This window comes from Methylosinus sp. R-45379, assembly GCF_001644125.1.
In the GTDB taxonomy this organism is placed as follows: Bacteria; Pseudomonadota; Alphaproteobacteria; order Rhizobiales; family Beijerinckiaceae; genus Methylosinus.
In genome coordinates this window covers 14,815-37,543 of sequence record NZ_LUUM01000279.1, presented here as the reverse complement: position 1 = coordinate 37,543, position 22,729 = coordinate 14,815, and the positions used below count along the sequence as shown (strand labels likewise).

The 22,729-nt window shown below is 66.4% G+C and carries 21 protein-coding genes; 18 read left to right on the top strand and 3 right to left on the bottom strand.

The genetic code is table 11. From position 1 onward, the window contains the following. The first annotated feature begins 15 nt into the window (after positions 1–15). From argS to A1351_RS18990, 13 genes are all read left to right on the top strand, one after another. Positions 16–1,794, top strand: a complete 1,779-nt coding sequence (argS, locus tag A1351_RS19050; RefSeq protein WP_064033697.1) for an arginine--tRNA ligase — start codon at positions 16–18, stop codon at positions 1,792–1,794. Between the two features lie 91 nt (positions 1,795–1,885). Then, positions 1,886–3,292, top strand: a complete 1,407-nt coding sequence (locus A1351_RS19045) for an SPOR domain-containing protein (protein ID WP_064033696.1) — start codon at positions 1,886–1,888, stop codon at positions 3,290–3,292. Between the two features lie 16 nt (positions 3,293–3,308). Beyond that, positions 3,309–4,316 carry a beta-N-acetylhexosaminidase gene (gene nagZ / locus A1351_RS19040; protein ID WP_024879877.1) on the top strand — a complete coding sequence of 336 codons (1,008 nt, stop codon included), beginning with the start codon at positions 3,309–3,311 and terminating at the stop codon, positions 4,314–4,316. 59 nt (positions 4,317–4,375) lie between these two features. After that, entirely contained in the window at positions 4,376–5,209 is an 834-nt protein-coding gene (locus A1351_RS19035) for a ScpA family protein (RefSeq protein WP_024879878.1), read from the top strand. 50 nt (positions 5,210–5,259) lie between these two features. After that, on the top strand, positions 5,260–5,988 hold the full coding sequence (scpB, locus tag A1351_RS19030; RefSeq protein ID WP_371441509.1) for an SMC-Scp complex subunit ScpB: 729 nt from the start codon (positions 5,260–5,262) through the stop codon (positions 5,986–5,988). A 170-nt stretch (positions 5,989–6,158) separates the two neighbouring features. Continuing rightward, a complete protein-coding gene (locus A1351_RS19025) occupies positions 6,159–6,407 on the top strand; it encodes a twin-arginine translocase TatA/TatE family subunit (RefSeq protein ID WP_024879880.1) in 249 nt (82 codons plus the stop codon). A gap of 45 nt (positions 6,408–6,452) precedes the next feature. Beyond that, positions 6,453–6,881 carry a protein translocase TatA gene (locus tag A1351_RS19020; RefSeq protein WP_024879881.1) on the top strand — a complete coding sequence of 143 codons (429 nt, stop codon included), beginning with the start codon at positions 6,453–6,455 and terminating at the stop codon, positions 6,879–6,881. Next, entirely contained in the window at positions 6,878–7,660 is a 783-nt protein-coding gene (tatC, locus tag A1351_RS19015) for a twin-arginine translocase subunit TatC (protein WP_024879882.1), read from the top strand. Before A1351_RS19020 ends, tatC begins: the two co-directional genes overlap by 4 nt. 191 nt (positions 7,661–7,851) lie before the next feature. Beyond that, entirely contained in the window at positions 7,852–9,171 is a 1,320-nt protein-coding gene (gene serS / locus A1351_RS19010; protein ID WP_064033695.1) for a serine--tRNA ligase, read from the top strand. 204 nt (positions 9,172–9,375) lie between these two features. Further along, positions 9,376–10,140 carry a 5'/3'-nucleotidase SurE gene (gene surE / locus A1351_RS19005; protein WP_024879884.1) on the top strand — a complete coding sequence of 255 codons (765 nt, stop codon included), beginning with the start codon at positions 9,376–9,378 and terminating at the stop codon, positions 10,138–10,140. Between the two features lie 7 nt (positions 10,141–10,147). Continuing rightward, the gene (locus tag A1351_RS19000; RefSeq protein ID WP_024879885.1) at positions 10,148–10,834 is read left to right on the top strand and encodes a protein-L-isoaspartate O-methyltransferase; all 687 of its coding nucleotides are present in this window, start codon (positions 10,148–10,150) and stop codon (positions 10,832–10,834) included. Positions 10,835–11,005: 171 nt separating this feature from the next. Further along, a complete protein-coding gene (locus tag A1351_RS18995) occupies positions 11,006–12,532 on the top strand; it encodes a peptidoglycan DD-metalloendopeptidase family protein (protein WP_064033694.1) in 1,527 nt (508 codons plus the stop codon). Positions 12,533–12,673: 141 nt separating this feature from the next. After that, the gene (locus tag A1351_RS18990) at positions 12,674–12,967 is read left to right on the top strand and encodes a hypothetical protein (RefSeq protein WP_024879887.1); all 294 of its coding nucleotides are present in this window, start codon (positions 12,674–12,676) and stop codon (positions 12,965–12,967) included. 8 nt (positions 12,968–12,975) lie between these two features. Here the strand turns inward: A1351_RS18990 and A1351_RS18985 are convergent, their stop codons facing one another. Continuing rightward, positions 12,976–14,079: a peptidoglycan-binding protein gene (locus A1351_RS18985; protein WP_064033693.1), complete on the bottom strand. Its 1,104-nt coding sequence runs from the start codon at positions 14,077–14,079 to the stop codon at positions 12,976–12,978. Positions 14,080–14,267: 188 nt separating this feature from the next. Here A1351_RS18985 and A1351_RS18980 point away from each other — a divergent pair, with 188 nt between their 5' ends. The 5 genes from A1351_RS18980 (at position 14,268) to ppx (ending at position 20,484) form a co-directional block, all read left to right on the top strand. Next, complete coding sequence (locus A1351_RS18980; RefSeq protein ID WP_083967416.1) at positions 14,268–14,837, top strand: CDP-alcohol phosphatidyltransferase family protein; 570 nt, start codon at positions 14,268–14,270, stop codon at positions 14,835–14,837. Then, positions 14,824–15,969, top strand: a complete 1,146-nt coding sequence (locus tag A1351_RS18975; protein WP_024879890.1) for an AI-2E family transporter — start codon at positions 14,824–14,826, stop codon at positions 15,967–15,969. Before A1351_RS18980 ends, A1351_RS18975 begins: the two co-directional genes overlap by 14 nt. A gap of 4 nt (positions 15,970–15,973) precedes the next feature. After that, complete coding sequence (locus tag A1351_RS18970; RefSeq protein ID WP_024879891.1) at positions 15,974–16,666, top strand: DnaA ATPase domain-containing protein; 693 nt, start codon at positions 15,974–15,976, stop codon at positions 16,664–16,666. A 61-nt stretch (positions 16,667–16,727) separates the two neighbouring features. Continuing rightward, positions 16,728–18,959, top strand: coding sequence for an RNA degradosome polyphosphate kinase (locus A1351_RS18965; RefSeq protein WP_024879892.1), 2,232 nt, complete (start codon positions 16,728–16,730; stop codon positions 18,957–18,959). Beyond that, positions 18,949–20,484 carry an exopolyphosphatase gene (ppx, locus tag A1351_RS18960; RefSeq protein WP_024879893.1) on the top strand — a complete coding sequence of 512 codons (1,536 nt, stop codon included), beginning with the start codon at positions 18,949–18,951 and terminating at the stop codon, positions 20,482–20,484. The genes A1351_RS18965 and ppx overlap by 11 nt, the downstream gene beginning before the upstream one ends. 21 nt (positions 20,485–20,505) lie before the next feature. Here the strand turns inward: ppx and A1351_RS18955 are convergent, their stop codons facing one another. Next, positions 20,506–20,910 carry a hypothetical protein gene (locus A1351_RS18955; protein ID WP_024879894.1) on the bottom strand — a complete coding sequence of 135 codons (405 nt, stop codon included), beginning with the start codon at positions 20,908–20,910 and terminating at the stop codon, positions 20,506–20,508. 339 nt (positions 20,911–21,249) lie between these two features. Then, entirely contained in the window at positions 21,250–22,422 is a 1,173-nt protein-coding gene (gene rnd, locus A1351_RS18950) for a ribonuclease D (RefSeq protein ID WP_024879895.1), read from the bottom strand. Positions 22,423–22,729 lie beyond the last annotated feature (307 nt).

Here is a 22,729-nt window from a genome sequence, read left to right as displayed (position 1 = left end):
CGGCCCGGACATTCGATGAACATCTTCTCCGACTTCCACGTCGCCATCGCCGCCATTCTCGATTCGATCAAGGCCTCCGGCCGCCTGCCGGAGACGCTGGATCATGCGCGTTTCGTCGTGGAGCCGCCCAAGGACGCCGCCCATGGCGATCTCGCCACCAACGCCGCCATGGTCTTCGCCAAGGAGGCCAAGGCCAATTTCGCCAATCCGCGCCAGCTCGCGGTGGAGATCGCCGCCGCGCTCGCCGATCTGCCCGATGTGGCCGAGGCCGAGGTCGCCGGGCCGGGCTTCATCAACATCCGCCTGAAGCCAAGCCTCTACGCCGATGTGCTGCGCGCAGTGCTGACCGATTGCGAGGCCTATGGAAGGCCTCAGGGCAGGGGGGCGCTCGCCGGCAAGATCAATGTCGAATATGTCTCGGCTAATCCGACCGGGCCGATGCATGTCGGCCATGGCCGCGGCGCCGTGTTCGGCGATGCGCTGGCCAATCTCCTCGCCTTCGCGGGCGCCGAGGTGACGCGCGAATATTACATCAATGACGCCGGCGCGCAGGTCGATGTTCTCGCCCGCTCCGCCTTTCTGCGCTATCGCGAGGCGCTCGGCGAAACGATCACGATCCCCGAAGGCCTTTATCCCGGCGACTATCTGAAGGCCGCCGGCGAAGCCCTGGCGAAGCAATATGCCCGCGAGCTTTTGGACAAGAGCGAGAGCGAATGGCTGGAGCCGGTCAAGCGCGCCGCGATCGACGCCATGATGGCGATGATCCGCGACGATCTCGCCGCTCTCGACATTCGCCATGAGGTGTTCTTCTCCGAGCGCTCGCTGCATGAGAAGATCAACGGCCTTTCGGAGATCGACAAGGAGATAAACGAGCTGCGCGCGCGCGGCCTCGTCTATGACGGCCGCTTGCCGCCCCCCAAGGGCCAATTGCCGGATGATTGGGAGGATCGCGAGCAGACCTTGTTCCGCTCCACCGATTTCGGCGACGACGTCGATCGTCCTTTGAAGAAATCCGACGGCTCCAATACCTATTTCGCGGCCGATATCGCCTATCATAAATCCAAGATCGACCGGGGCTTCACCACGCTCGTCGATGTGTGGGGCGCCGATCACGGCGGCTATGTGAAGCGCATGACCGCGGCGGTCGCCGCGCTTTCGGACAATAAGGTCACGCTCGACGTGAAGCTCTGCCAGCTCGTGAAGTTGATGCGCAATGGCGAGCCGGTGAAAATGTCGAAACGCGCCGGCGATTTCGTCACCTTGCGCGAGGTGGTGGACGAAGTGGGCGTCGACGCCGTGCGTTTCATGATGCTCTATCGCAAGAATGACGCGCCGCTCGAATTCGATCTCGCCAAGGTCATCGAGCAGTCGAAGGACAATGCCGTCTTCTATGTGCAATACGCCCATGCGCGCGCCAAATCGGCGATCCGGCAGGCGCTCGGCGCTTTTCCCGATCTCGATCTGACGCCCAAGGCGCTCGCCGCTGCGCCGCTCGATCTGCTGCAGGACGAAGGCGAGATCGCGCTCGCCAAGGCCATTGCGCAATATCCGCGATTGATCGAATCGGCCGCCACGGCGCATGAGCCGCACAGAATCGCCTTCTATCTCTACGATCTCGCCAGCGTCTTTCATTCGCATTGGAACAAAGGCAAAGATCGGCCACAATTACGCTTTGTTAATGCAGATGATAGAAATTCGACCTATGCGCGGATGGCGTTGGTCGTTTCTTTGACTTGCGTCCTGGCGTCGGGTTCGAGACTCCTAGGCGTGAGCGCCCCCGACGAGATGCGGTGATCGCGGCCGGCGCTTTGCAAGAGCGCGGCGCGCGCTCGCATCCGGGAATGGCGACGTCGCGTCCGTCGGGTAGTGAGCAGGAAGGTGCATCATGCGCGAGGCGACGGCCCGAGGGCCTTCCATCGACATCAGCGAGTTCGAGCGGCGCCTGCGTGGCGGCGAGCCGCAGGAGAATCAGCCGGGCAGGAGCGAGGCGAAGAGCGATCCGCTCGCCGAGCTGGCGCGGCTGCTGCACGGCGACGAGACGGCAGGCGCGGCCGATCCTTATGGTAGAGTCTTCGCCGACCAGCAGCGTCGGGAGCCGGCCGTGAGCCAGAGAGACAGAGACGTTTTCGATACGGCCGAGCTGCGCGGGGCTCTGCCGCCGGTCTCGCCGTCGCCCATGTCGCCCTCGCCATTGTCGCCGCCGCCGCTTTCGCCGGCGGCGCAGCAGCAATCGCAGTCCGACGACTATTACGCCGTGCGCTCGCCCGGCGAGGGTCAGTGGGCGCATCAGGATCAGCAGGACTATCTCGACTATGGCGTCGAGGACGAGCCTTATGACGAGCCGCGCGAGCGGAGAGGCTTTTTCGGCGCTTTGCGCGATCGGCTGCGGCCGTGGCATGCGGTCGTCGCTCTCGCCGGCGTCGGCGCGGTGAGCGTCGGCTTGGCCTTGGGCCATCGCGGCGGCATCGTGGCCCCGCAGGAGCTCGCCACCATAAAGGCGCCGGAAGGGCCGGCCAAGGTGCAGCCCTCCACCGTCGCCGAAGCCGCCGCGCCCCAACGCGGCGCCGCCGTGCTCGATCGCAATCAGACCGCTCCGGTCAAGAAGGTCGTCTCCAAGCAGGAGCAGCCGGTCGATCCGGCGGCGGCGGTGCGCGTCGTCAAGCTCGGCGACGGGCCGGTCGACGCGCCGCACGAGGCCGCCCCGGCCGGCGGCCCCAATAATCCCTATGGCGCCGAGCCGCGGCGGGTGAAGACCGTCTCGGTGCGGCCCGACGGCACCGTCATCGATCACGACGCGCCGACGCCGGCGATCGCCCGTCCCGTCAATGTCGCTCCCCCGGCGCGGCCGCCGTCCCTCGCCGCCCGTCCGAGCGCCGTCGACGCCGCGGCCGAGCCGCCGACCGCGACGCCCAAGGGTCCGGCCAAGCCGGCGACGACCCCCAAGGTCGCGCAGCCGCCGCGTCCCAAGCCCGCCACCCCGACGGCCGCCGCTCCCGAGCAGACCGCCGCCCTCGAATCGGCGCAGCCGGAGGCCGCGACTGGCGGCAATGGCGGCTTCGCCGTGCAATTCGGCGCCGCCGGCTCGGAGGACGAGGCCCGCCGGCTGATGCAGACGGTGAATTCCAAATACAGCGCCCAGCTCGGCGGCAAGCGGCTCGGCTTCCGCCTCGCCAAGGTCGGCGAGAAGAGCGTCTATCGCGTCCGCGCCGCCGGCATGAGCCGCGAGGCTGCTGTCGGCGTCTGCGAGAAGGTCAAGGCCTCCGGCGGCTCCTGCTTCGTCGCCGCCAATTGATGGAGACAGCGGCTCCGTGACGCGCGCTTTCATCTGCGGCTGCGCCGGCCTCGCCCTCTCGCAGGAGGAGAAATCCTTCCTGCGCGAGGCGCAGCCCTGGGGCGCGATCCTGTTCAAGCGCAATGTCGCCTCGCGCGAGCAGCTTTCCGCCCTCACTGCGGAAATCCGCGAGGCGCTGGGGACCGACGCCCCCATTCTCGTCGATCAGGAGGGCGGGCGCGTCCAGCGTCTCGGCCCGCCGGTCTGGCGCGCCTATCCCGCCGCCGCCGCCTTCGAGAGGCTGGGGCTTCCGCCCGAGGAGACGGCTGCGCTCGTCCGGCTCGGCGCGCGACTGATCGCCCATGATCTGCGCGAGGTCGGCATCGACGTCGATTGCCTGCCGGTTCTCGACACGCCGGTGGACGGCTCCCACAATATCATCGGCGACCGCGCCTATAGCCGCGTTCCCACCGAGATCGCGCGGCTCGGCCGCGCCGCGGCGGAGGGGCTGCTCGATGGCGGCGTGCTGCCGGTCATCAAGCATATCCCCGGCCATGGACGGGCGCGGGCGGACAGCCATCTCGAGCTGCCCGTCGTCGACGCCTCCCGCGCCGAGCTGGAGGCGCAGGATTTCATTCCCTTCTGCGCCGACGCCGATCTGCCGCTCGGCATGACCGCCCATGTCGTCTATCGGGCCATCGATCCCGAGCTTCCGGGCACGCTCTCCAAAGCCGTGATCGAAGGGATTATTCGTTCCCTCATCGGTTTCGACGGCCTGCTGATGACCGACGATCTCTCGATGAAGGCGCTCTCGGGCGGCTTTCGCGCGCGCGCCGAGGGCGCGATCGCCGCCGGCTGCGATGTGGTCCTGCATTGCAACGGCGATCTCGCCGAGGCCCGCGCCGTGGCGGAAGGGGCTGGCGATCTCGCCGGCCGGGCGCTGGAGCGGGCGCGTGCGGCGAAAGCGAGAATCGCCGCGCCGAAGGAATTCGATCCTGTGGACGGCGCCCGCCAGCTCGACGCGGCTCTTGCGGCCGGCGTCTGATCGGCCCAATCTCTCGCCTTCCCGATGGGCGGAGGCGTGAGACGACGCCGTGAGGCGAGATGGCGCAGGATTTGGCTTTCGACATCGCCGGAGAACATGAGCGCGCGGAGGCGGAGCCCGCCTTCCTCGTCGATGTGGACGGTTTCGAAGGCCCGCTCGACCTGCTGCTCGAGCTCGCCCGCCGCCAGAAGGTCGATCTCGCCCGCATTTCCATTTTGGCGCTGGCCGAGCAATATCTCGCCTTCGTCGAGGAGGCGCGGCGCGTCCGGCTGGAGCTGGCCGCCGATTATCTGGTGATGGCCGCCTGGCTCGCCTATCTGAAATCGCGCCTGCTGCTGCCGGAGCAGCCAAAGACGGGCGAGGAGCCCTCCGCCGCAGAGCTGGCCGCGGCGCTCGCCGATCGCTTGCGCCGGCTGGAGGCGATCCGCGCGGCGTCGGACAAGCTTCAGGAGCGCGCGCGGCTCGGCCGCGACATGTTTCTGCGCGGCGGGCCGGAGGGCATAGAGACCAAGACGAACTCGACCTTCACGGCCAGTCTCTATGATCTTCTTTCGGCCTACGCCCGCCAAAGGCAGAAGCAGGCGATCTCCAAGGTCACGCTACGCCAGCGCAATGTCTGGTCGCTGGCGGAGGCGCGCGAGACGCTGGAGCGGCTCGCCGGAATCGCGGCCCAATGGACCGCGCTCGACGATTATCTTTTGGCTTTTTGTGTGGATATTCAAACGGCGCGCACCGTCCGCGCCTCGTCTTTTTCCGCTTCGCTGGAAATGGTGCGGGAAGGGCGGTTCGACATTCGCCAGGACCGCGCCTTCGCGCCGATCTGGCTGCGGCGGCGGGAAACGGAACTGGACCGCGAGCCTTCGGACTCGCCAAGCGAAGCCTCGGAGGCGTGAGCCATAGGGCTCCGATCCAAAGGCCAGGGAGAAGAAATTTGGCGCGAGCCTTGCGACCCGTCGAACTGTTCGAAGACGATGTGACCCTCGATCAAGAGGCGGCGGCGCTGCGCGAGGCTTCCCGCATCGCCGAGGCGCTGCTTTTTGCGGCCAGCGAGCCGCTCGACGAGACGGAGATCGCCCGCCGGCTGCCGGACGGAACCAATGTCGAGGCCGTGCTGGCGCGGCTGAAGCAGGATTACGCCGAGCGCGGCGTGACGCTGACCCGCGCCGGCCACAAATGGTTTTTCCGCACCGCGGCCGATCTCGGCTGGGTGCTGGCGCGCGAGCAGGTGGAGCAGAAGAAGCTGTCCCGCGCCGCGCTGGAGACGCTCGCCATCGTCGCCTATCACCAGCCGGTGACGCGCGCCGAGATCGAGGACATAAGAGGCGTCGCCGTGGCCAAGGGCACGCTGGACGTGCTGCTGGAAACCGGGTGGATTCGCCTGCGCGGCCGTCGCCGCGCGCCGGGGCGTCCGCTCACCTATGGCACGACCGACGCGTTCCTCATGCAGTTCGGCCTGGAGCAGATCGGCGATCTGCCCGGCCTCGACGAGCTGAAAGGCGCCGGCCTCTTCGATGGCCGCCTGCCCAAGGGCTTCGATGTGCCGCAGCCGACCGACGACGCCACGCTCAAGGAGGACGAGGATCCGTTGGAGGGCGACGCCGAGGCGGCGCTCGAGATGGATTTTCTGCAAGAGCCAGACGCGCCGGAGGAGCCCGAACCGATCGAGGAATAGAGCGCTTTCGCCCCGTCTCGCCCGGGTCAAATCGAAATCCTACCTAAAGCGTCGGAGAATTCGACGCAGGGCGCCTCATCCAACTTGTTTTTGCGCGTCCGGCGTCCTAGGTTCCGAGAAGTTTCGGCCGGCCTCGCCGGTCCACGAAAGACGAGTGGGAGGTTCGCGCCATGGGCGGTCTGTCGATCTGGCATTGGATTATCGTCGGCGGCGTGGCCTTCATCCTGTTCGGCGGCCGCTTCAAGATTTCCGACGTCATGGGCGACGTCGCCAAGGGCATCAAGGCCTTCAAGAAGGGCCTCGCCGAAGACGACACCGAGGCGAAGGCCGAGGAGCCGGCGAAATCGCTGGAGCATCAGCCGCTCGCGAGCCAGACGACGCTTCACGCCGATAAGACGGCCGAAGCGAAAAAGGCCTGACGCCACCCTTGTTTCGCCTGCCGCGGGCAGGCTCTCGAGAAGACCATGTTCGATCTCGATCCCGGAAAGCTGATCGTCATCGGCATCGTCGCGCTCGTCGCGATTCCGACCAAGGACCTGCCGCGCGTATTGCGCCAGATCGGCCAGATCACCGGGCGCATGCGGCGCATGGCGGCCGATTTCCAAGGCCAGTTCATGGATGCGATGCGCGAGGCCGATCTCGCCGACGTGCATAAGGATTTGAAGAGCGAGGTCGATTCGGCCTTCGCCGGCGTCGGCGACGTCGCCTTCGATCCGCTCAAGCAAGCGCGCGAGCAGATCGTCGGCGCGATCGAAGGCCCGCCCGCCCCGCCGCAAGGCGATAAGAGCACAGCCGCTGAGCCGGCCCTCGAAGCGCAGGCCGAGCCTCACGCTGCGAGCGAGCCTGCGCCGACGAGCGAGGCCGAGACGCCGCCCGAAAGCCAGCCGAAATGACCGACGCCGACATCGACGCCACCAAGGCGCCGCTCCTTGAGCATTTGATGGAGCTGCGCGAGCGGCTGATCCGAGCGCTGCTGGCGTTTTTCGGCGCCTTCATCCTGGCCTTCTTCTTCGCCAAGGACATCTACAATCTCCTGGTCGTGCCCTATACGATGGCGGCGGGGCCGGAGGCCAAGCTCATCTACACGGCGCCGCAGGAATATTTCTTCACGCAGATCAAAGTGGCGATGTTCGCCGCGGCCTTCATCTCCTGCCCGATCGTCATCGGACAGCTCTACGCCTTCGTCGCGCCCGGCCTCTATCGGCACGAGCGGCAGGCGTTTCGTCCCTATCTCGTCGCCACGCCGGTCTTTTTCGCGCTGGGCGCGATCGTCGTCTATTTTCTGGTCATGCCCAATCTGCTGCATTTCTTCATTTCGATGCAGCAGGCCAATGAGCCGGGGAAGGCGCAGATCGAGCTATTGCCGCGCGTGTCAGAATATTTGTCGCTCATCATGACGCTGGTGCTCGCTTTCGGCGTCGTCTTCCAGCTGCCGGTGGCGCTGACGCTGCTCGGCCAGATCGGCATCGTCTCGTCGAAATTTTTGTCCGAGAAGCGTCGCTATGCGATCGTCCTCGTCTTCATCGTGGCGGCGGTGCTGACGCCGCCCGACGTGTTCAGCCAGCTGGCGCTCGCCATACCTGGCCTGCTGCTCTACGAGGCGTCGATCATTTCCGTGCGCTGGATCGAGAAGAAGCGGGCGGCGGCCGAGGAACAGCAAGCCGCGGGTTGACCCTTCGTTCTGCTCGAGGGACAAGGACCCTCATCCGACCCTCGCTGACGCGAGGGCCACCTTCTCCCACGAGTGGGAGAAGGATTCGCGCCCCTCAACGTCGGCCGCTGCCTTCTCCCACTTGCGGGAGAAGGCAGCCCGGCGCAGCCGGGTCGGACGAGGGCCTCGCACCAGTCGGCGGATCGATTCTCATGCACGACATCAAATTTATTCGCGATAATGCGGAAGCTTTCGACAATGGCCGCCGCCGCCGCAATCTCCCGCCTCTGTCGGAAAGCCTCTTCGCGCTCGATGACGTACGCCGTACGGCCATCGCGGCTTTGCAGGCGGCGCAGGAGCGACGCAACGCCGCCTCGAAAGAGATCGGCCTCGCCATGCGCGAGAAGGACGCCGCCCGCGCCGAGGCGCTGAAGGCGGAAGTCGCGAAGCTGAAGGAGGACTTCCCGCAGCTCGAGCAGAAGGAGCGCGAGGCGAGCGCTGCGCTGGACAAGGCGCTGTCGGAGATTCCCAACACGCCGCTCGAGCAAGTGCCGGAAGGCAAGGACGAGCACGACAATGTCGAGGTTCTGCTCTGGGGCGAGCCGCGTAAATTCAACTATCCGCCGAAAGAGCATTTCGACATCGGCGAAGGCCTGAAGCTCATGGATTTCGAGAGCGCCGCCAAGCTGTCCGGCGCGCGCTTCGTCGTGAACAAGGGCGGAATCGCGCGGCTGGAGCGCGCGCTCGCGCAATTCATGCTCGATCTGCATACGGGCGAGCACGGCTATACGGAAGTGGCTCCGCCGCTGCTGGTGCGTGACGACGCGATGTTCGGCACGGCGCAACTGCCGAAGTTCCGCGACGATCAGTTCTCCGTGACGGCAGGTCGCGGCGATGGACAGTCGGAGGAGCCGGCGAGCGAATATTGGCTCGTGCCGACGGCCGAGGTCCCGCTCACCAATCTCGTGCGCGAATCGATCCTCGACGAATCGCAGCTCCCTCTGCGCTTCACCGCCGGCACTTATTGCTTCCGCGCCGAGGCGGGCGCTGCGGGGCGCGACACGCGCGGCATGATCCGTCAGCATCAGTTCTATAAGGTCGAGCTCGTCTCCATCACCACGCCCGAGCAATCGCTCGAGGAGCATGAGCGCATGACCGGCTGCGCGGAGAAAGTGCTGCAGCTGCTCGAGCTGCCCTATCGCAAGGTGACGCTCTGCACCGGCGATATGGGCTTCGCCTCGCAGAAGACCTACGACCTCGAGGTGTGGCTGCCGGGGCAGGGGAAATATCGCGAGATTTCCTCCTGCTCGGTCTGCGGCGATTTCCAGGCGCGGCGCATGAACGCCCGCTTCCGTCCCGCCGAGGGCAAGGCGACGCGCTTCGTGCATACGCTCAACGGCTCGGGCGTCGCCGTGGGTCGCGCGCTGGTCGCGGTTCTGGAGAATTATCAGGAGGCGGACGGCTCCGTCACAGTGCCGACGGTGCTGCGCCCCTATATGGGCGGGCTGGAGCGAATCGCCGCGGCGCGGTAGCCCTTAGCGAAATCTATGTGCGCGCTTCCTTCTCCCGCCTGCGGGAGAAGGTGGCCCCGCTGAGCGGGGTCGGATGAGGGTCCTTCGCGTGAGGCGAAGACTCGTGTCGAGCTCGACGAGCCCTCATCCGACCCTCGCTGACGCGAGGGCCACCTTCTCCCACGAATGGGAGAAGGAGCGCCAACGATCAGCGTTTGTGAGCCTATGCGCATCCTCATCACCAATGACGACGGAATCCATGGCGCCGGCCTGGCGCTCGCCGAGCGCGTCGCGCGCAGCCTCACCGACGATGTCTTCGTCGTCGCGCCGGAGAGCGAGCAATCGGGCGTCGCGCATTCGCTCTCCATCAATGATCCGCTGCGTCTGCGCGAAATTTCCTCGCGGCATTTCGCGGTCAAAGGCACGCCGACCGATTGCGTCATCATGGGCGTGCGCAAGCTGCTCGCCGACAAGCCGCCGGATCTCATTCTCTCCGGCGTCAATTCCGGCCAGAATCTCGCCGAGGACGTCAGCTATTCCGGCACCATCGCCGGCGCCATAGAGGGCACGCTGCTCGGCATTCCCTCCATCGCGCTTTCGCAGGTCTATGATTTCTTCGCCGGACGCCGGCACATCCACTGGGATTGCGCGGAGACTCATGCGGCCGACGTCATTCGCAAGCTGGTCGCGGCGGGCATTCCGCCGGGCGTGCTGATGAATGTCAATTTTCCCAACTGCACGCCGCAAGAGGTGAAGGGCGTCGCCGTCACCATGCAGGGCCAGCGCTCCAATGATCTGATGCATATAGAGGATCGCAAGGACGGTCGCGGCATTCCCTATTATTGGATATGCTTCCGGCGCGGCAATTTCACGCCGGGGCCGGGCACCGACCTCGAGGCGGTGGAGGCGAATAAGATTTCGGTGACGCCCCTACGCCTCGACTTCACCGACCATCCGACCTTGACGCGGCTCTCCGCCGCTTTCGAATAGGAGTCAAATGGAGGACCGCGCCGACGAGGGACAATCGATCGAGGCTCGCGCGGCGCTTCTCCTGCAATTGCGGCGCGCCGGCGTGCGCGACCTCTCCATCATGCGCGCCTTCGAGACGATTCCGCGCGAGCTGTTCGCGCCGCATCGCTTCCGCGATCTCGCCGCTCGCGACATGTCGCTGCCGATCGGCTGCGGACAGACAATGCCGGCCGCCGCCGATCTCGCGCGCAGGCTCGAGGCGCTGCGAATCGAGCCGCATCATCGTGTGCTGGAAGTGGGGACGGGCTCCGGCTTCGGCGCGGCGGTGCTGTCGCGGCTCGCGCGCGAGGTGGTGACGATCGAGCGTTACGAGACTTTGGCGATAGAGGCGCGCCAACGCCTCGCCGAGCTCGGCTGCGCCAATGTCGAGGCGCTGTTCGGCGACGGCCTCGCAGCGGACGAGACGCGCGGATATTTCGACCGCATCATTCTCCATATGTCATTTCACGAGCCGCCGCCGCATGCGGTCATGGCCGCGCTCGCGCCGGACGGGGCGGCGATCTTCGGACGCCATGCGCCGCCGGATTCCGAGGATGCGCGGCCGTTGGAGCGGCTGTCGCTCTCGCATCGCGACGGCGAGGCGCTGTGGACGACGAGCGATCTCGGCCCGTGCCGCCTGGGCGCAGCGCTGACAGGACGCGCGAAAGCTCTGTGAACGCCCGGAATTTACCTAAATTCGTCGAGGCGCCGCTGAACCCGCATTCATCTTAAACGCTCCCTTAACCGGGCTGTGACTAAATGAGCACAGTGAGGATAGCGTTCGAGTGTAGGTCGCGTCATGGCAATTGAGCGTCGTGTTTTTCTGTCGCGGGTCGCAAAGCGGCTCATGTTCGCCGCCGGCGCCGCCGGCCTTCTCGCCGGCTGTTCCGACGCCTCCCGTTTCACCGATCCTTTCACCAATCCGTTCCAGGATTCCGCGCCGGCGGGCCGCGTCGATCGCGTGCCGACCGGCACGATCTTGCAGCCCGTGCGCCGTAGCGTCGTCGAGCGTCATCCGCTCGCGCCGCAGCAGGCCGTGAGCCAGGCTGCGCCCGCTCCCGTCGCCGCTGCGCCTGCGCCGGCGCAAGCTCCCACTCGCATGGCCGGCGCCTATAATCATTGGAGCGCCGAGGGCGGCACGCCCGTGGTCGTCGCCGACGGCGAATCGGCCGGCGTGATCGCGACGCGCTATGGCGTGCCGCTCGACGCGCTGCTGCGCGTCAATGGCTATGGCAAGCCGGCCGAGGTGCATTCCGGCTCGCGGCTGGTGATTCCGATCTATCGCGCTTCCGCCGCTCCGGCTGCGCCCGTCGCTGCAGCGCCGGCTCCGGCTCCCGTCCATGTCGCCCAGCCGAAGGCATTGCCGCAGCCTGTGGTCAAGACGGTGGATGTGCGCGATCGCAAGACCGAGAAGAAAGCGGTCGCTCCCGTCGAGCCGAAGCGGAAAACCTCGAGCGTCGAGCCCGAGCAGGAGCCCGCTCCGGCGCGCGCCGTCGTGGCCGAGCGCCCGCGCGCCGCGCCCGTCCGGCAGGCGCAGGTCGAGGCGAAGCCGGCGAAGCCCGCGCCGATCAAGCAGGCCGAGGCGCAGCCTGTGAGGCCCGCGCCAAAGCAGATCGTCGCTCAGGCGCCCGTGCAGCCGAAGCCGGCTCCCGCGCTGAAGCCGCAGGCCGAGGCGCATCCGGCCCGCGCGCAGCTCGCGCAGCGGACCAAGGAGCCCGAGCCGGCGAAGGCGAAGCAAGAGCCGCAGCGCAAGCTCGCTCAGGCCGAGCCCGCGCGCAAGCCGGAGCCAGAGGTCCGCGCCAAGAAGAAACCCGAGCCGGCTCCCGCGATCGCGCGCGCGCCGCAGGCCGAGAAGCCGCAGCGTTTCGCCGAAGCCGCGCCGGCCCCGCAGCCGCAGGCTCAGCGTAGCATCGACAAGACGCCGACCGCCTCGATCCCGCCGCAGGCGCAGGCGGCCGAGGAGAAGTCCGCCCCTGCGGCTTCCGCCCCGGCTTCCGCCGACGCTCGGCCGGAGTTCCGCTGGCCGGCGCGCGGCCGCATCATCCAGGGCTTCAACACCGGCGGCAACGACGGCATCAACATCTCCGTGCCGGAAGGCACGCAGGTGAAGGCGGCCGAGGGCGGCGTCGTCGCCTATGCCGGCAGCGAGCTCAAGGGCTATGGCAATCTGGTGCTGATCCGCCATCCCAATGGCTTCGTCTCCGCCTATGCCCATAATGGCGAGCTCGATGTGAAGCGCGGCGATCAGGTGAAGCGCGGCCAGACGATCGCCAAATCCGGCCAGTCGGGCAATGTCGGCTCGCCGCAGCTGCATTTCGAGCTGCGCAAAGGCTCGACCCCGGTCGATCCGACCGGCTATCTCGCCGGGCTGTGAGCTTAAGGAATCTCGGGCGTTCGCGAGACACTTGCGCCGGAGTGGGGCGACGGGCGGCACGACGCGCCCGTCGCCCGTTTTCTTTTCCGGCGGGAGCCTCTATAGGGACGTCCGGGTTGGGCGATAGGGGAAAATTCGGCAGTGAAACGTCTCATCTCTCTCGCGGCGGCTGTTCTTTTCGTCACGCCGGCGCTCGCTATCGATCCCACCGGAATTCCAGTCTGCGACACATTCTTGAAGCGCTATGAGGAATGCTCGGTCGAGCTGCCGCGCGCCAATGTCCACGCCGCGCAGAAGGAGCTGCTCGAGGGCGCGATGAGCCTGCGCGCCAACGCCTCCAATCCCGAGCTGCGCCCGACATTGGAGAAGTTCTGCGCCGACACATTCGAGGCGATGAAGGCCTCGAGCGACATCAAGGCCTGCATGTCGAAGTGAGCCGCCGCTCAATGGATCGGTATGGTGATCGCGTTGCGCAATGCGGATTCTGCGGCGAAATAGCCGTAGCATTCCGCTGTGTGCAGGGCGGTCCAATTGTTGACGGTGAGGAAATTCGCCTTGGTGTCGTAGGTGTGGTCGCCGATGCGATCCGGGCTTTTCACCCCGGGGCCGACGAAATGCGCCAGCTCGTGAATGATCGTCTCGAGCATGAAATTATCGGTCTTCGTCAATAGCTGCCCGACCGGAAAGAAAATCGTGTCTTCGCGCAGATTCTTGGCGCCTTTGTAATTGTCGTCGCCGGAGAGGCGCGGCCTGCCGTCCGGGCGGCGGGCCTGCCAGCCGCCGTAGAAAGTGTAGGCGACATAATCGAGCGCGGCGAGCGTGCCATCCGCGGGATCGGGCTGGAAATAGCCGACGCCCCAGCCGAACATCGGCGCCTGCAGCAGCGAATGGGTGATGACGGTGGTCATCGAATCATAGAGCCGCTTGGCGCGTTGCAATTGCGCCAGCTTCGTCGTCGTCGGCTCCTTGTGTGTATGGAAATATTTGTCGAACAGAGCGAGCTGCCCTCTGCCGATGTCGTGCAGGGAGGGGAAGGGATCGTTGCGCCCCGCCGGCGAGCGACGCAAATATTCCGAGGCCATGTCGATATTGAGCTGCGCCATGGAAATCCAATGGCGCGCGCGCGGCAGCAGCGAGCCGATGCGCTCGACGAATTGCGCGTTTTGCTGCGCCGTGGCCTTGGGCGGCGGCGCCTTGGGGCCGGCCTTGGCGGGGGCGGCCTGTCCGCCGCTCTGGCCGCTCAGCGCGTGAATGGTCGGCCCGTCGGGATCGACTCTTCCGTCCGACCAGCCGAGCTGGCGCTTCTGATATTTCTCGATCGCCGCGATGGTGATCGGCCCGACGATTCCATCGACGTCGAGCTTCAAGATCGGTCCGCCATCGGCCGGGCAGACGCCATTGAGCGCGGATTGGATCGTCCGCGCGTCTTCGGGCAGGTTGCGGCCGCCGCGGCCCACGGAGCCGCCGATCGAAAAGCCGGGCGCCGGAGGCGGATCGCAGCTGGAGCAGCCGCCATTCGATAATTTCATGAGAATTTGCTGGGCCATGAGTCAATTCCCTGGAGGAGCGCTGGACCGAAATCGCGAGCGACGCCGCGGCGACGCCTCACATTAGCGCGCCCGCTTTTCGCGTGTGTGCGCGCGCTCACAGTCGCGACGACGGCGCCATTCGCGCGACGCGCCTGCGGACATCTGCGGATACGCCCTAGCGCCGAGCCCTCGGCGCGCCAGATATGATGATCATGCGTTCTCTCTGCCTGCGCTGGCTGCCGAATTTCATCACCATCGGGCGTCTCGTGCTGACGCCGGCCGCGATCGACATGATCGTCGGCGATCATTGGCGCGCCGCCTTCGCGATCTTCGCTCTCGCCGGAGCGTCGGACGCGCTGGACGGCTGGCTGGCCAAGACCTTCGATCTGCGCACCGAGCTCGGCGCCGTGCTCGACCCCATCGCCGACAAGGCGCTGATCGTCTCCATTTATGCGACCCTGGCGTTCAAGGGCGTGCTGCCGCCCTGGCTCGCTCTGCTGGTGATCTCGCGCGATGTGATGATCGTCGGAGCGGTGTTCGTCTCCTGGCTGCTGGCGCGTTCGATAGATCTCAGCCCCTTGCCGGTCTCCAAGGCCACGACGGCGGCGCAGCTGCTGCTCGCGGCCATTGTGCTCGCGGGCGAGGCCTTCGCCATTCCGCTCCACGGCGTGGACAGCCTCGTCATGGCTACGGTCGCGGCATTGACCGTCGCTTCCGCCAGCGTCTATCTCTGGCGCTGGGTCAAGCTCATGGGACCAGACGATGTCGGAGCGTGAGATGGAGGAGGCGCGCGTCCCGAACGGGCTCGACCGGCGGCTCGCCTTTTGGACGGCGGCGATTCTTCTCGTTTTCGCGCTGTTCTATTTTCTGAGCCCGGTTCTCGCGCCGTTTCTGGCGGGGCTCGCGCTCGGCTATCTGCTCGATCCGGTCGCCGATCGGCTGCAGACGCTCGGCCTCTCGCGCCTCGGCGCCTCTTTTGTCATTTTGACCGTGTTCGTCGTGCTGGCGGCGGCGATCGTGCTGCTGGTCGCGCCCGTGCTCACGCGGCAATTCAGCGAGTTCATCGAGAGCCTGCCCGGCTATCTCACCACTCTGCAGGGGCTGCTCACGCGCGTCAGCCGCGAGGCCACCGGCGACTTCATGCGCAGCGTCTATGAGAAGCTCGGCCTGCCGGTCTCCGACGCCTCGCTCGACACGCAGAAATATGTGAACGACCTCGCCAGCGAGGCGGCGCGCATGGGCGGCGCCTTCCTGAAATCGCTGGTCTCCGGCGGCGCGGCGCTCGTCAACATGGTCTCGCTGGTGGTGATCACGCCGGTCGTCGCCTTCTACATTTTGCTCGACTGGGACGATATGGTCGCGACGCTCGATCAGCTGACGCCGCCGCGCTATCGCGACGATGTGCGCGCCATCGCCCGCGACATAGACAGAGCGCTGGCCGGCTTTCTGCGCGGGCAGGCGCTGGTCTGCCTGTTCCTGGGCCTGTGGTACAGCATCGGCCTGTCGCTCATCGGCCTGAATTTCGGCTTTCTCATCGGCGTCAGCGCCGGCGTGCTCAGCTTCGTGCCCTATGTCGGCTCGATCACGGCTTTCGTCCTGTCGATCATCGTCGCGCTGGTGCAGGGCTGGCCGGATTGGCGCTTGCTGGCCATGGCGGTGGCGGTCGTCTCCACGGGCCTCTTCCTCGACGGCAATGTGCTGTCGCCGCGCCTCGTCGGCGGCTCCATCGGCGTGCATCCCGTGTGGCTGATGTTCGCTCTGCTCGCGGCGGGATCGTTGTTCGGCTTCACCGGCCTGCTGCTGGCGGCGCCGGTTGCGGCGGCGCTCGGCGTCATTCTGCGCTTCGCCGTGCGGCGCTATCGGCAGAGCGCGCTGTTTCTCGGCCCGGCCGCGCCGGGGGAGAGCTGAGCCCATGCCGGAAGGCGACGCTCGCCGCGGCCCCGCCCAGCTCTTTTTCGATCTGGCCGGCGAGCCGCGCTATGGCGAAGCGGATTTTCTGATCTCGCCCGCCAATCGCGCGGCCTATGAGATGATCTCGCGCTGGCCGGATTGGCCGGACAGCGCGCTGCTGCTCGTCGGGCCGCCGGGATCGGGCAAGACCCATCTCGGGGCCATTTTCGCGCGTCGCAATGGCGCCGTTCTCGTCTCTCCGACCGAGATTCCGGAGCCCGGCCGGCTCGCCGGCGCCGTTGCGCTGCTCGATGGGCTGGAGGCGGTGACAGACGAAACCGCTCTGTTTCATTTGATGAATTTCATTCGCGAGAGCGGCGGAACGCTGCTCGTCACCTCGCAGCGGCCGCCGTCGGCGTTGAAAATCGCGCTTCCCGACCTATTGTCGCGTTTACGTCGTGCGCCGGTCGTAGAAATCGGCGCGCCGGACGATTCTCTGATTCGCGCCGTGCTGGAAAAGCTGTTCCGCGACCGTCAGCTGGCGGTCGAGGCGACGCTCGTCGACTATGTCGCGCTTCGGCTCGAGCGCTCGCTCGAGGCGGCTCGCGCCTTTGTGCGCATGCTCGACGAGGAGGCCCTCGCGCGCGGCCGTCCGGTCACGCGCGCGCTCGCGGGCGAGCTTTTGCAGCTTCTCGACGCCTCACGCGGCGCGTGAGGGGTTTCGGTCGGCGGAAAATCTGTCAGAATCGCGCCGGCGGGCGAGAGGTGGAAAAAGCATGACGAAGCATATCCAGGACAATCTCGAGGCCGAGCGCACCGGAGCCGATATTCCCGTCATGGACAAGCCGGGCGATCTCTTGGAGCGCCCGCAAGAGCTGGCCGCTCTGCCGCAGCGCTTCATCAATCGCGAATTGTCCTGGCTCGAGTTCAACCGCCGCGTTCTCGAGGAGGCGTCCAACCGCAATCATCCGCTGCTCGAGCAGCTGCGCTTCCTGTCCATCTCCGCCAATAATCTTGATGAATTCTTCATGGTGCGCGTCGCCGGCCTACGCGGCCAGGTTCGCACCGGCGTCGCTACTCTGTCGCAGGACGGGCTGACGCCCGCCGAGCAGCTGGTGAAGATCAACGAGCGGGTGGCGCTGCTCACCACGGCGCAGACGCGGCGCTGGCGCGAATTGCGCCGTGAGATCGAGGATGTCGGCATCGTCATCGTCGAGCCGGGGCATCTCTCCAAGGGCGACCGCGAATGGCTGGAAGAGCATTTCATGTCGCGCATCTTCCCGGTGCTGACGCCGCTCGCCATCGACCCGGCGCATCCTTTCCCCTTCATTCCCAATCTCGGCTTCACTCTGGCGCTGGAGCTGGTGCGTCCGGGCGATCGCAAGACCTTGCATGCGCTGGTGCGTCTGCCGTCCAAGATCGAGCGTTTCGTGCGACTGCCGAGCGCGGGAGGCGCGGGGCAGGGGCGCGAGCGCTTCATGCTGCTGGAGACGCTGATCGCCATCAATGCGCAAAAGCTCTTCCCCGGCTATCAGCTCAAGGGGCAGGGCATTTTCCGCCTCATTCGCGATAGCGATCTCGAGGTGGAGGAGGAGGCCGAAGATCTGGTCCGCCTGTTCGAGACGGCGTTGAAGCGTCGCCGCCGCGGCTCGGTCATTCGCCTCGAGGTCGCCTCGGACATGCCCGAGGCGCTGCGCGCCCTCGTCGCCGAGGAGCTCGATGTCGGTGGGGACGAGATTTTCGTGCTCGACGGAATGTTGGCGCTGAACGATCTCTCGGAGGTGGTCGGGCTCGATCGGCCCGATCTCAAGTTCAAGCCCTACACGCCGCGCTTTCCCGAGCGCGTGCGCGACAATGGCGGCGACTGCTTTCTCGCCATCAAGCAGAAGGACCTCGCGGTCCATCACCCTTACGAGTCTTTCGACGTCGTCGTGCAATTCCTGCAGCAGGCGGCGCGCGATCCCAATGTGGTCGCGATCAAGCAGACGCTCTATCGCACCTCCTCCAACAGCCCCATCGTGCGCGCACTGGTGGAGGCGGCGGAGGCCGGCAAATCGGTGACGGCGCTGGTCGAGCTGAAGGCGCGCTTCGACGAGGAGGCCAATATCCGCTGGGCGCGCGATCTCGAGCGCGCCGGCGCGCAGGTCGTGTTCGGCTTCATCGAGCTGAAGACGCATGGCAAATTGTCGATGGTGGTGCGCCGCGAGGGCGGCAGCATCGTCACCTATTGCCATGTCGGCACCGGCAATTATCATCCGGTGACGGCGCGCATCTATACGGACATCTCGCTCTTCACCGCCGATCCGGCGATCGGCCGCGACGTGTCGCGCATCTTCAATTTCATCACCGGCTATGCGGAGCCCGCCGGGCTCGAGCGCATGGCGGTCTCGCCCATCTCGCTCAAGACGCGGCTGCTCGAGCATATCGAGCAGGAGATCGGCTTCGCCAAGGCCGGCAAGCCGGCGGCGATCTGGGGCAAATGCAACGCTCTCGTCGATCCGGAGATCATCGACGCGCTCTATCACGCCTCGCAAGCGGGCGTGTCGATCGAGTTCGTCGTGCGCGGCATCTGCTGCCTGCGGCCGGGGGTGCCGGGCCTTTCGGACAATATCCGCGTGAAATCGATCGTCGGGCGCTTCCTCGAGCATGCGCGCGTCTATTGCTTCGGCGGCGGCCATGCGTTGCCGCACGCCAAGGCCCATGTCTATATCTCCTCGGCCGATCTCATGCCGCGCAACCTCGACCGCCGCGTCGAGGTGCTGATGCCCATCACCAATCCGACGGTGCATCAGCAGATTCTCGATCAGATCATGCTGGCCAATCTCATCGACAATGAACAGAGCTATCGCGTCTTGCCGGATGGCTCGTCCTTACGCATAACTCCCCCTGAGGGCGAAGAGCGGTTCAACGCCCATAAATACTTCATGACCAACCCGAGTCTCTCTGGCCGTGGCAAGTCTCTCAAGGAATGGCGCCCGCGTTCGCTCCTCAAGCCGCGTGAGGAATGACGCGGCGGAGGTCGAGGCCGCGGCGCATGCGGAAGCAGCGCAGCGGCCGGTCGCAATCGTCGACATCGGCTCCAATTCGGTGCGCCTCGTCGCCTATTCGGCGTTGCGGCGGGCGCTGACGCCGATCTTCAACGAAAAGGCCATGTGCGGGCTCGGGCGCGGCGTCGTCACGACGGGCCGGCTGCCCGATGACGCGATTCGCAAAGCGCTCGCGGCGCTGCGGCGCTTTCGCTCGCTCTGCGAGATCATGGAGATAAGCGACATAGAGGTGATCGCGACCGCGGCCGCGCGCGACGCCGTCAATGGCGCCGCCTTCCTCGCCGCCGCCCAGGAGGCGATCGGCCGCGAGATTTCGCTGCTGTCGGGCCGCCGCGAGGCGGAGCTTTCGGCGCTCGGCGTCATCTCCGCCATACATGAGCCGGATGGCGTCGTCGGCGATCTCGGCGGCGGCTCGCTCGAGCTCATCGACCTGCAAGATGGCGAGATGGGCGAGGGGGTCACGCTGCCGCTCGGCGGTCTCGCGCTGATGGACGCCGCCAGCCGCTCGACCCGCCAGGCGGCGCGCATCGCCCGCAAGGCGATCGACGAGGCGCTGCCTCTGCAGCGGCTCAAGGGGCGGACCTTCTACGCCGTCGGCGGCACATGGCGCGCCTTGGCGCGGCTGCACATGCGTCAGCGCAATTATCCGCTCGACATGATGCATAATTACCGCATTCCGACCAGCGACGCGGCCGAATTCGCCAGCCTGTTGGAGCGCGTCGACAGCGAGGCGCTGGCCGATATCGCCGCGGTCTCGACGGCGCGCCGTCCGCTGCTCGCCTATGGCGCGATCGTGCTCGACGAGGTGATTCGCAAGGCGCGGCCCAAGGAGATCGTCATCTCCGCCGCCGGCGTGCGCGAGGGCCTGCTCTATGAGCGCCTCGCTCCACAGCAGCGCGCGGCCGATCCGCTGGTCGCCGCCGCGCGCGAATTGGAGGGCGCCATGGCGCGCGCGCCCGGCTATGGCGATGAACTCATCGCCTGGACCGACGCGCTCTTTTCCTCCTCCGGCCTGCCGGAGACGGAAGATGAGGCGCGGCTGCGCCATACCGCCTGCTTTTTGTCGGATGTCAGCTGGCGCGCCCATCCGGACTACCGCGCCAATCAGGCGATGAATGTGATCGCCAATTCCGCCTTCGTGGCCGTCGATCATCCGGGCCGCGCCTTTTTGGCGTTGGTGGCGGTGCTGCGCCACGCCGGGCCGGACAGTGAGGGCGCTCTTCCGGTGCGTGGCCTGCTGTCGCCGCGCCTGCTGGAGCGCGCCCGCGTGCTCTCGGCGGCGCTGCGGGTCGCTTATCTGCTGACGGCGGCCATGCCCGGCGTATTGCCGCGCACGCCGCTCGTCACTCATGAGGGGAAGCTGGTTCTGTCGCTGCCGCCGGAATTCGCCGATCTCGTCAGCGAGCGGCTGGCCAGCCGCTCCAAAGCGCTCGGCCGACTCATCGGTGCCGAGGCGATTATAGAGGCCGCCGCCCCCGTGCTCTGACGGAGGCGGCGCCCTTCATTTTTAGTAGGCCGCGCGGGGCGCGACGCGCTCGCTCGTGCTCACCGTGACGGCGCCGGCGTCGGCAGAGCAGGAGAAGCGCAGCGTCTTGGCGACGGCGGTGTCGAGATTGGCGGAAGAACCGCTGGAAATCGGCACGATGAAGCGTGTCGTCGCCGTGGTCGTGCCGGCCGCCTCGAGCGTGGGCGCGTCGAAGACGATCACCGTCAGCCGGCAAGCGCCGGAACCGCCCACGAAATAGCTCAGCACATGTTTCTGGCCCGCGTCGAAGCTGGCCGCGGCGAGCGGCTTCAGCGTCACGGGCGCAGCCGCCGGGCCGTAGGGCTCGGCGTGCAGGGCCACGCCCGCCGTGAGGCTCAGCACAGCGGCGAGGGCCAGAGCGAAGATGCGTTTGCCTGCAGTCATCATGGTCTATCCTTCCTCGAATTCAGCGACGGCGCCGGAAAGCGCCTCCTGCGACCACCGCTCCTCGAAGCGCCGAAGCCGCGTCGAGCTCGCGTTGCGTCGCAACATGACTGTATGTTGCAGCGCAGCAGCTCGATTTCAAGGCGCGGTTTGTCGCAGGGCTGTCTCTATAGAACTATTCGATTTCACAATGAATTCAGATCGAAAGATGAGTTGTGCGTCGCAAAATGGATAGGTTCGTGCGGGCTGGATGGGTCGGCAAAGAGCCACCCATCCCTATCCATGAGGATAGGGATGGGAATGGGTGAAAGAATGGGGAGCCTGCCTACCCGGAGGCTGACTTCAGCGCGCGGCGCTCTCGTCCAGTTCTTGCCAGTCGAGGGTGACGACCCTGCCTTTTTCGACCGCCAGGGCGAGCCGTCCAGCCTTTAGCTGCAGAGCTTTGTCGCCGAAGATCGCCCGCCGCCAGCCGGACAGGGCAGGGACATCCGCCCCATCGTCGGCGGCTATGGCCTCGAGGTCTTCGACGGTGGCGATCATCTTGGTGGCGACGCCCGTCTCTTCGGCGACCTGCCGCAGCAGCACCTTGAGCAGCTCGACCGTGGCGCCGCTGGAGCTGCCGCGCTTCTCGCGCTCTATGCGCGGCAGGGTGGCGGGATCGCGCTCCAGCGCTCTTTCCACGGCGGCGACGATTTCCGCCCCCGAGCGGGAGCGCTCGAGCCCGCGCGGGAAGGCGCGCAAATTGCCGAGCGCCTCCTGCGTGCGCGGGGCGGCGAGGGCGATCTCGATCAGCATATCGTCCTTGAGCACGCGCGAGCGCGGCACATCGCGACCCTGCGCCTCGGCCTCGCGCCAGGCGGCGAGCTCCATCAGCACGGCGAGGTCGCGCGGCTTGCGCACGCGATGACGCAGCCGCTCCCAGGCGTTCTCCGGGCTCTGCTCATAGGTCTCGGGCGTGGTCAGCGTGCGCATCTCGTCGACGAGCCAGTCGAGCCGATTGGAGCGCTCGAGCCGCGTGCGCAAATGCGTGTAGATCTGACGCAAATGGGTGACGTCGGCGATGGCGTAGTCGATCTGCGCCGTGGACAAGGGCCGCTTCGACCAATCGGTGAAGCGCGAGGATTTGTCGAGGCTCTCCTTGGAGATGGCTTTCACCAGCTCGACATAGGAGACCTGATCGCCGAAGCCGCAGACCATGGCCGCGACCTGAGTGTCGAACAAGGGCGCGGGAATCAGCCGCGCCAGCCGCCAGACGATCTCGAGATCCTGGCGGGCGGCGTGGAAGACCTTGACCACGCGCTCATTGGCCATCAGCTCGAAAAAGGGCGTGAGGTCGAGCCCTTCGGACAGAGTGTCGACGGCGAAGGCCTCCTCGGGCGAGGCCAGCTGGATGACGCAGACCTTGGGCCAGAAAGTCGTTTCCCTCAAAAACTCCGTGTCCACGGTGACGAAGGGATGACTGGCGAGACGGGCGCAGGCGGCGGCGAGATCTTCGGTAGAGGTCAAGAGGCTCATCGACATGCAGTCTTAAAGTACTTTTTTGTGGTCCTGAAGGGCTTGCGTGCATGTTTTCGCATTCTTGCCGCATGTTTTCGACTGATTTTCCCGGCGGACCGCCCGAGCTGGCGCTTCTCGCGGCGGCCCGCGGGGCGCGCGCGACAGCGGCCAATCTGTTGAGCCGTTTCGGAAAATGATCTATCCGGGAGGGGATGAGGACGTTTCCTCCTCCCATTCTACGCGTTCGGCCCGAGCGGCGGTCCGGCGCGGCGCTCGTCTCGATGCGCAGTTTTTCCGATTGCTCTCGATGCGGCGAAATGAAATC

Coding starts and splice junctions, on each gene's coding strand:
- A1351_RS18970 (WP_024879891.1), top strand. CDS start 15,974: ATGCCGGAAGGCGACGCTCGCCGCGGCCCCGCCCAGCTCTTTTTCGAT.
- A1351_RS18975 (WP_024879890.1), top strand. CDS start 14,824: ATGTCGGAGCGTGAGATGGAGGAGGCGCGCGTCCCGAACGGGCTCGAC.
- A1351_RS19035 (WP_024879878.1), top strand. CDS start 4,376: ATGGCGCAGGATTTGGCTTTCGACATCGCCGGAGAACATGAGCGCGCG.
- A1351_RS19020 (WP_024879881.1), top strand. CDS start 6,453: ATGTTCGATCTCGATCCCGGAAAGCTGATCGTCATCGGCATCGTCGCG.
- A1351_RS19025 (WP_024879880.1), top strand. CDS start 6,159: ATGGGCGGTCTGTCGATCTGGCATTGGATTATCGTCGGCGGCGTGGCC.
- rnd (WP_024879895.1), bottom strand. CDS start 22,422: ATGAGCCTCTTGACCTCTACCGAAGATCTCGCCGCCGCCTGCGCCCGT.
- A1351_RS18955 (WP_024879894.1), bottom strand. CDS start 20,910: ATGATGACTGCAGGCAAACGCATCTTCGCTCTGGCCCTCGCCGCTGTG.
- A1351_RS19000 (WP_024879885.1), top strand. CDS start 10,148: ATGGAGGACCGCGCCGACGAGGGACAATCGATCGAGGCTCGCGCGGCG.
- A1351_RS19045 (WP_064033696.1), top strand. CDS start 1,886: ATGCGCGAGGCGACGGCCCGAGGGCCTTCCATCGACATCAGCGAGTTC.
- argS (WP_064033697.1), top strand. CDS start 16: ATGAACATCTTCTCCGACTTCCACGTCGCCATCGCCGCCATTCTCGAT.
- surE (WP_024879884.1), top strand. CDS start 9,376: ATGCGCATCCTCATCACCAATGACGACGGAATCCATGGCGCCGGCCTG.
- A1351_RS18995 (WP_064033694.1), top strand. CDS start 11,006: ATGTTCGCCGCCGGCGCCGCCGGCCTTCTCGCCGGCTGTTCCGACGCC.
- A1351_RS18985 (WP_064033693.1), bottom strand. CDS start 14,079: ATGGCCCAGCAAATTCTCATGAAATTATCGAATGGCGGCTGCTCCAGC.
- tatC (WP_024879882.1), top strand. CDS start 6,878: ATGACCGACGCCGACATCGACGCCACCAAGGCGCCGCTCCTTGAGCAT.
- serS (WP_064033695.1), top strand. CDS start 7,852: ATGCACGACATCAAATTTATTCGCGATAATGCGGAAGCTTTCGACAAT.
- A1351_RS18965 (WP_024879892.1), top strand. CDS start 16,728: ATGACGAAGCATATCCAGGACAATCTCGAGGCCGAGCGCACCGGAGCC.
- A1351_RS18980 (WP_083967416.1), top strand. CDS start 14,268: ATGATCATGCGTTCTCTCTGCCTGCGCTGGCTGCCGAATTTCATCACC.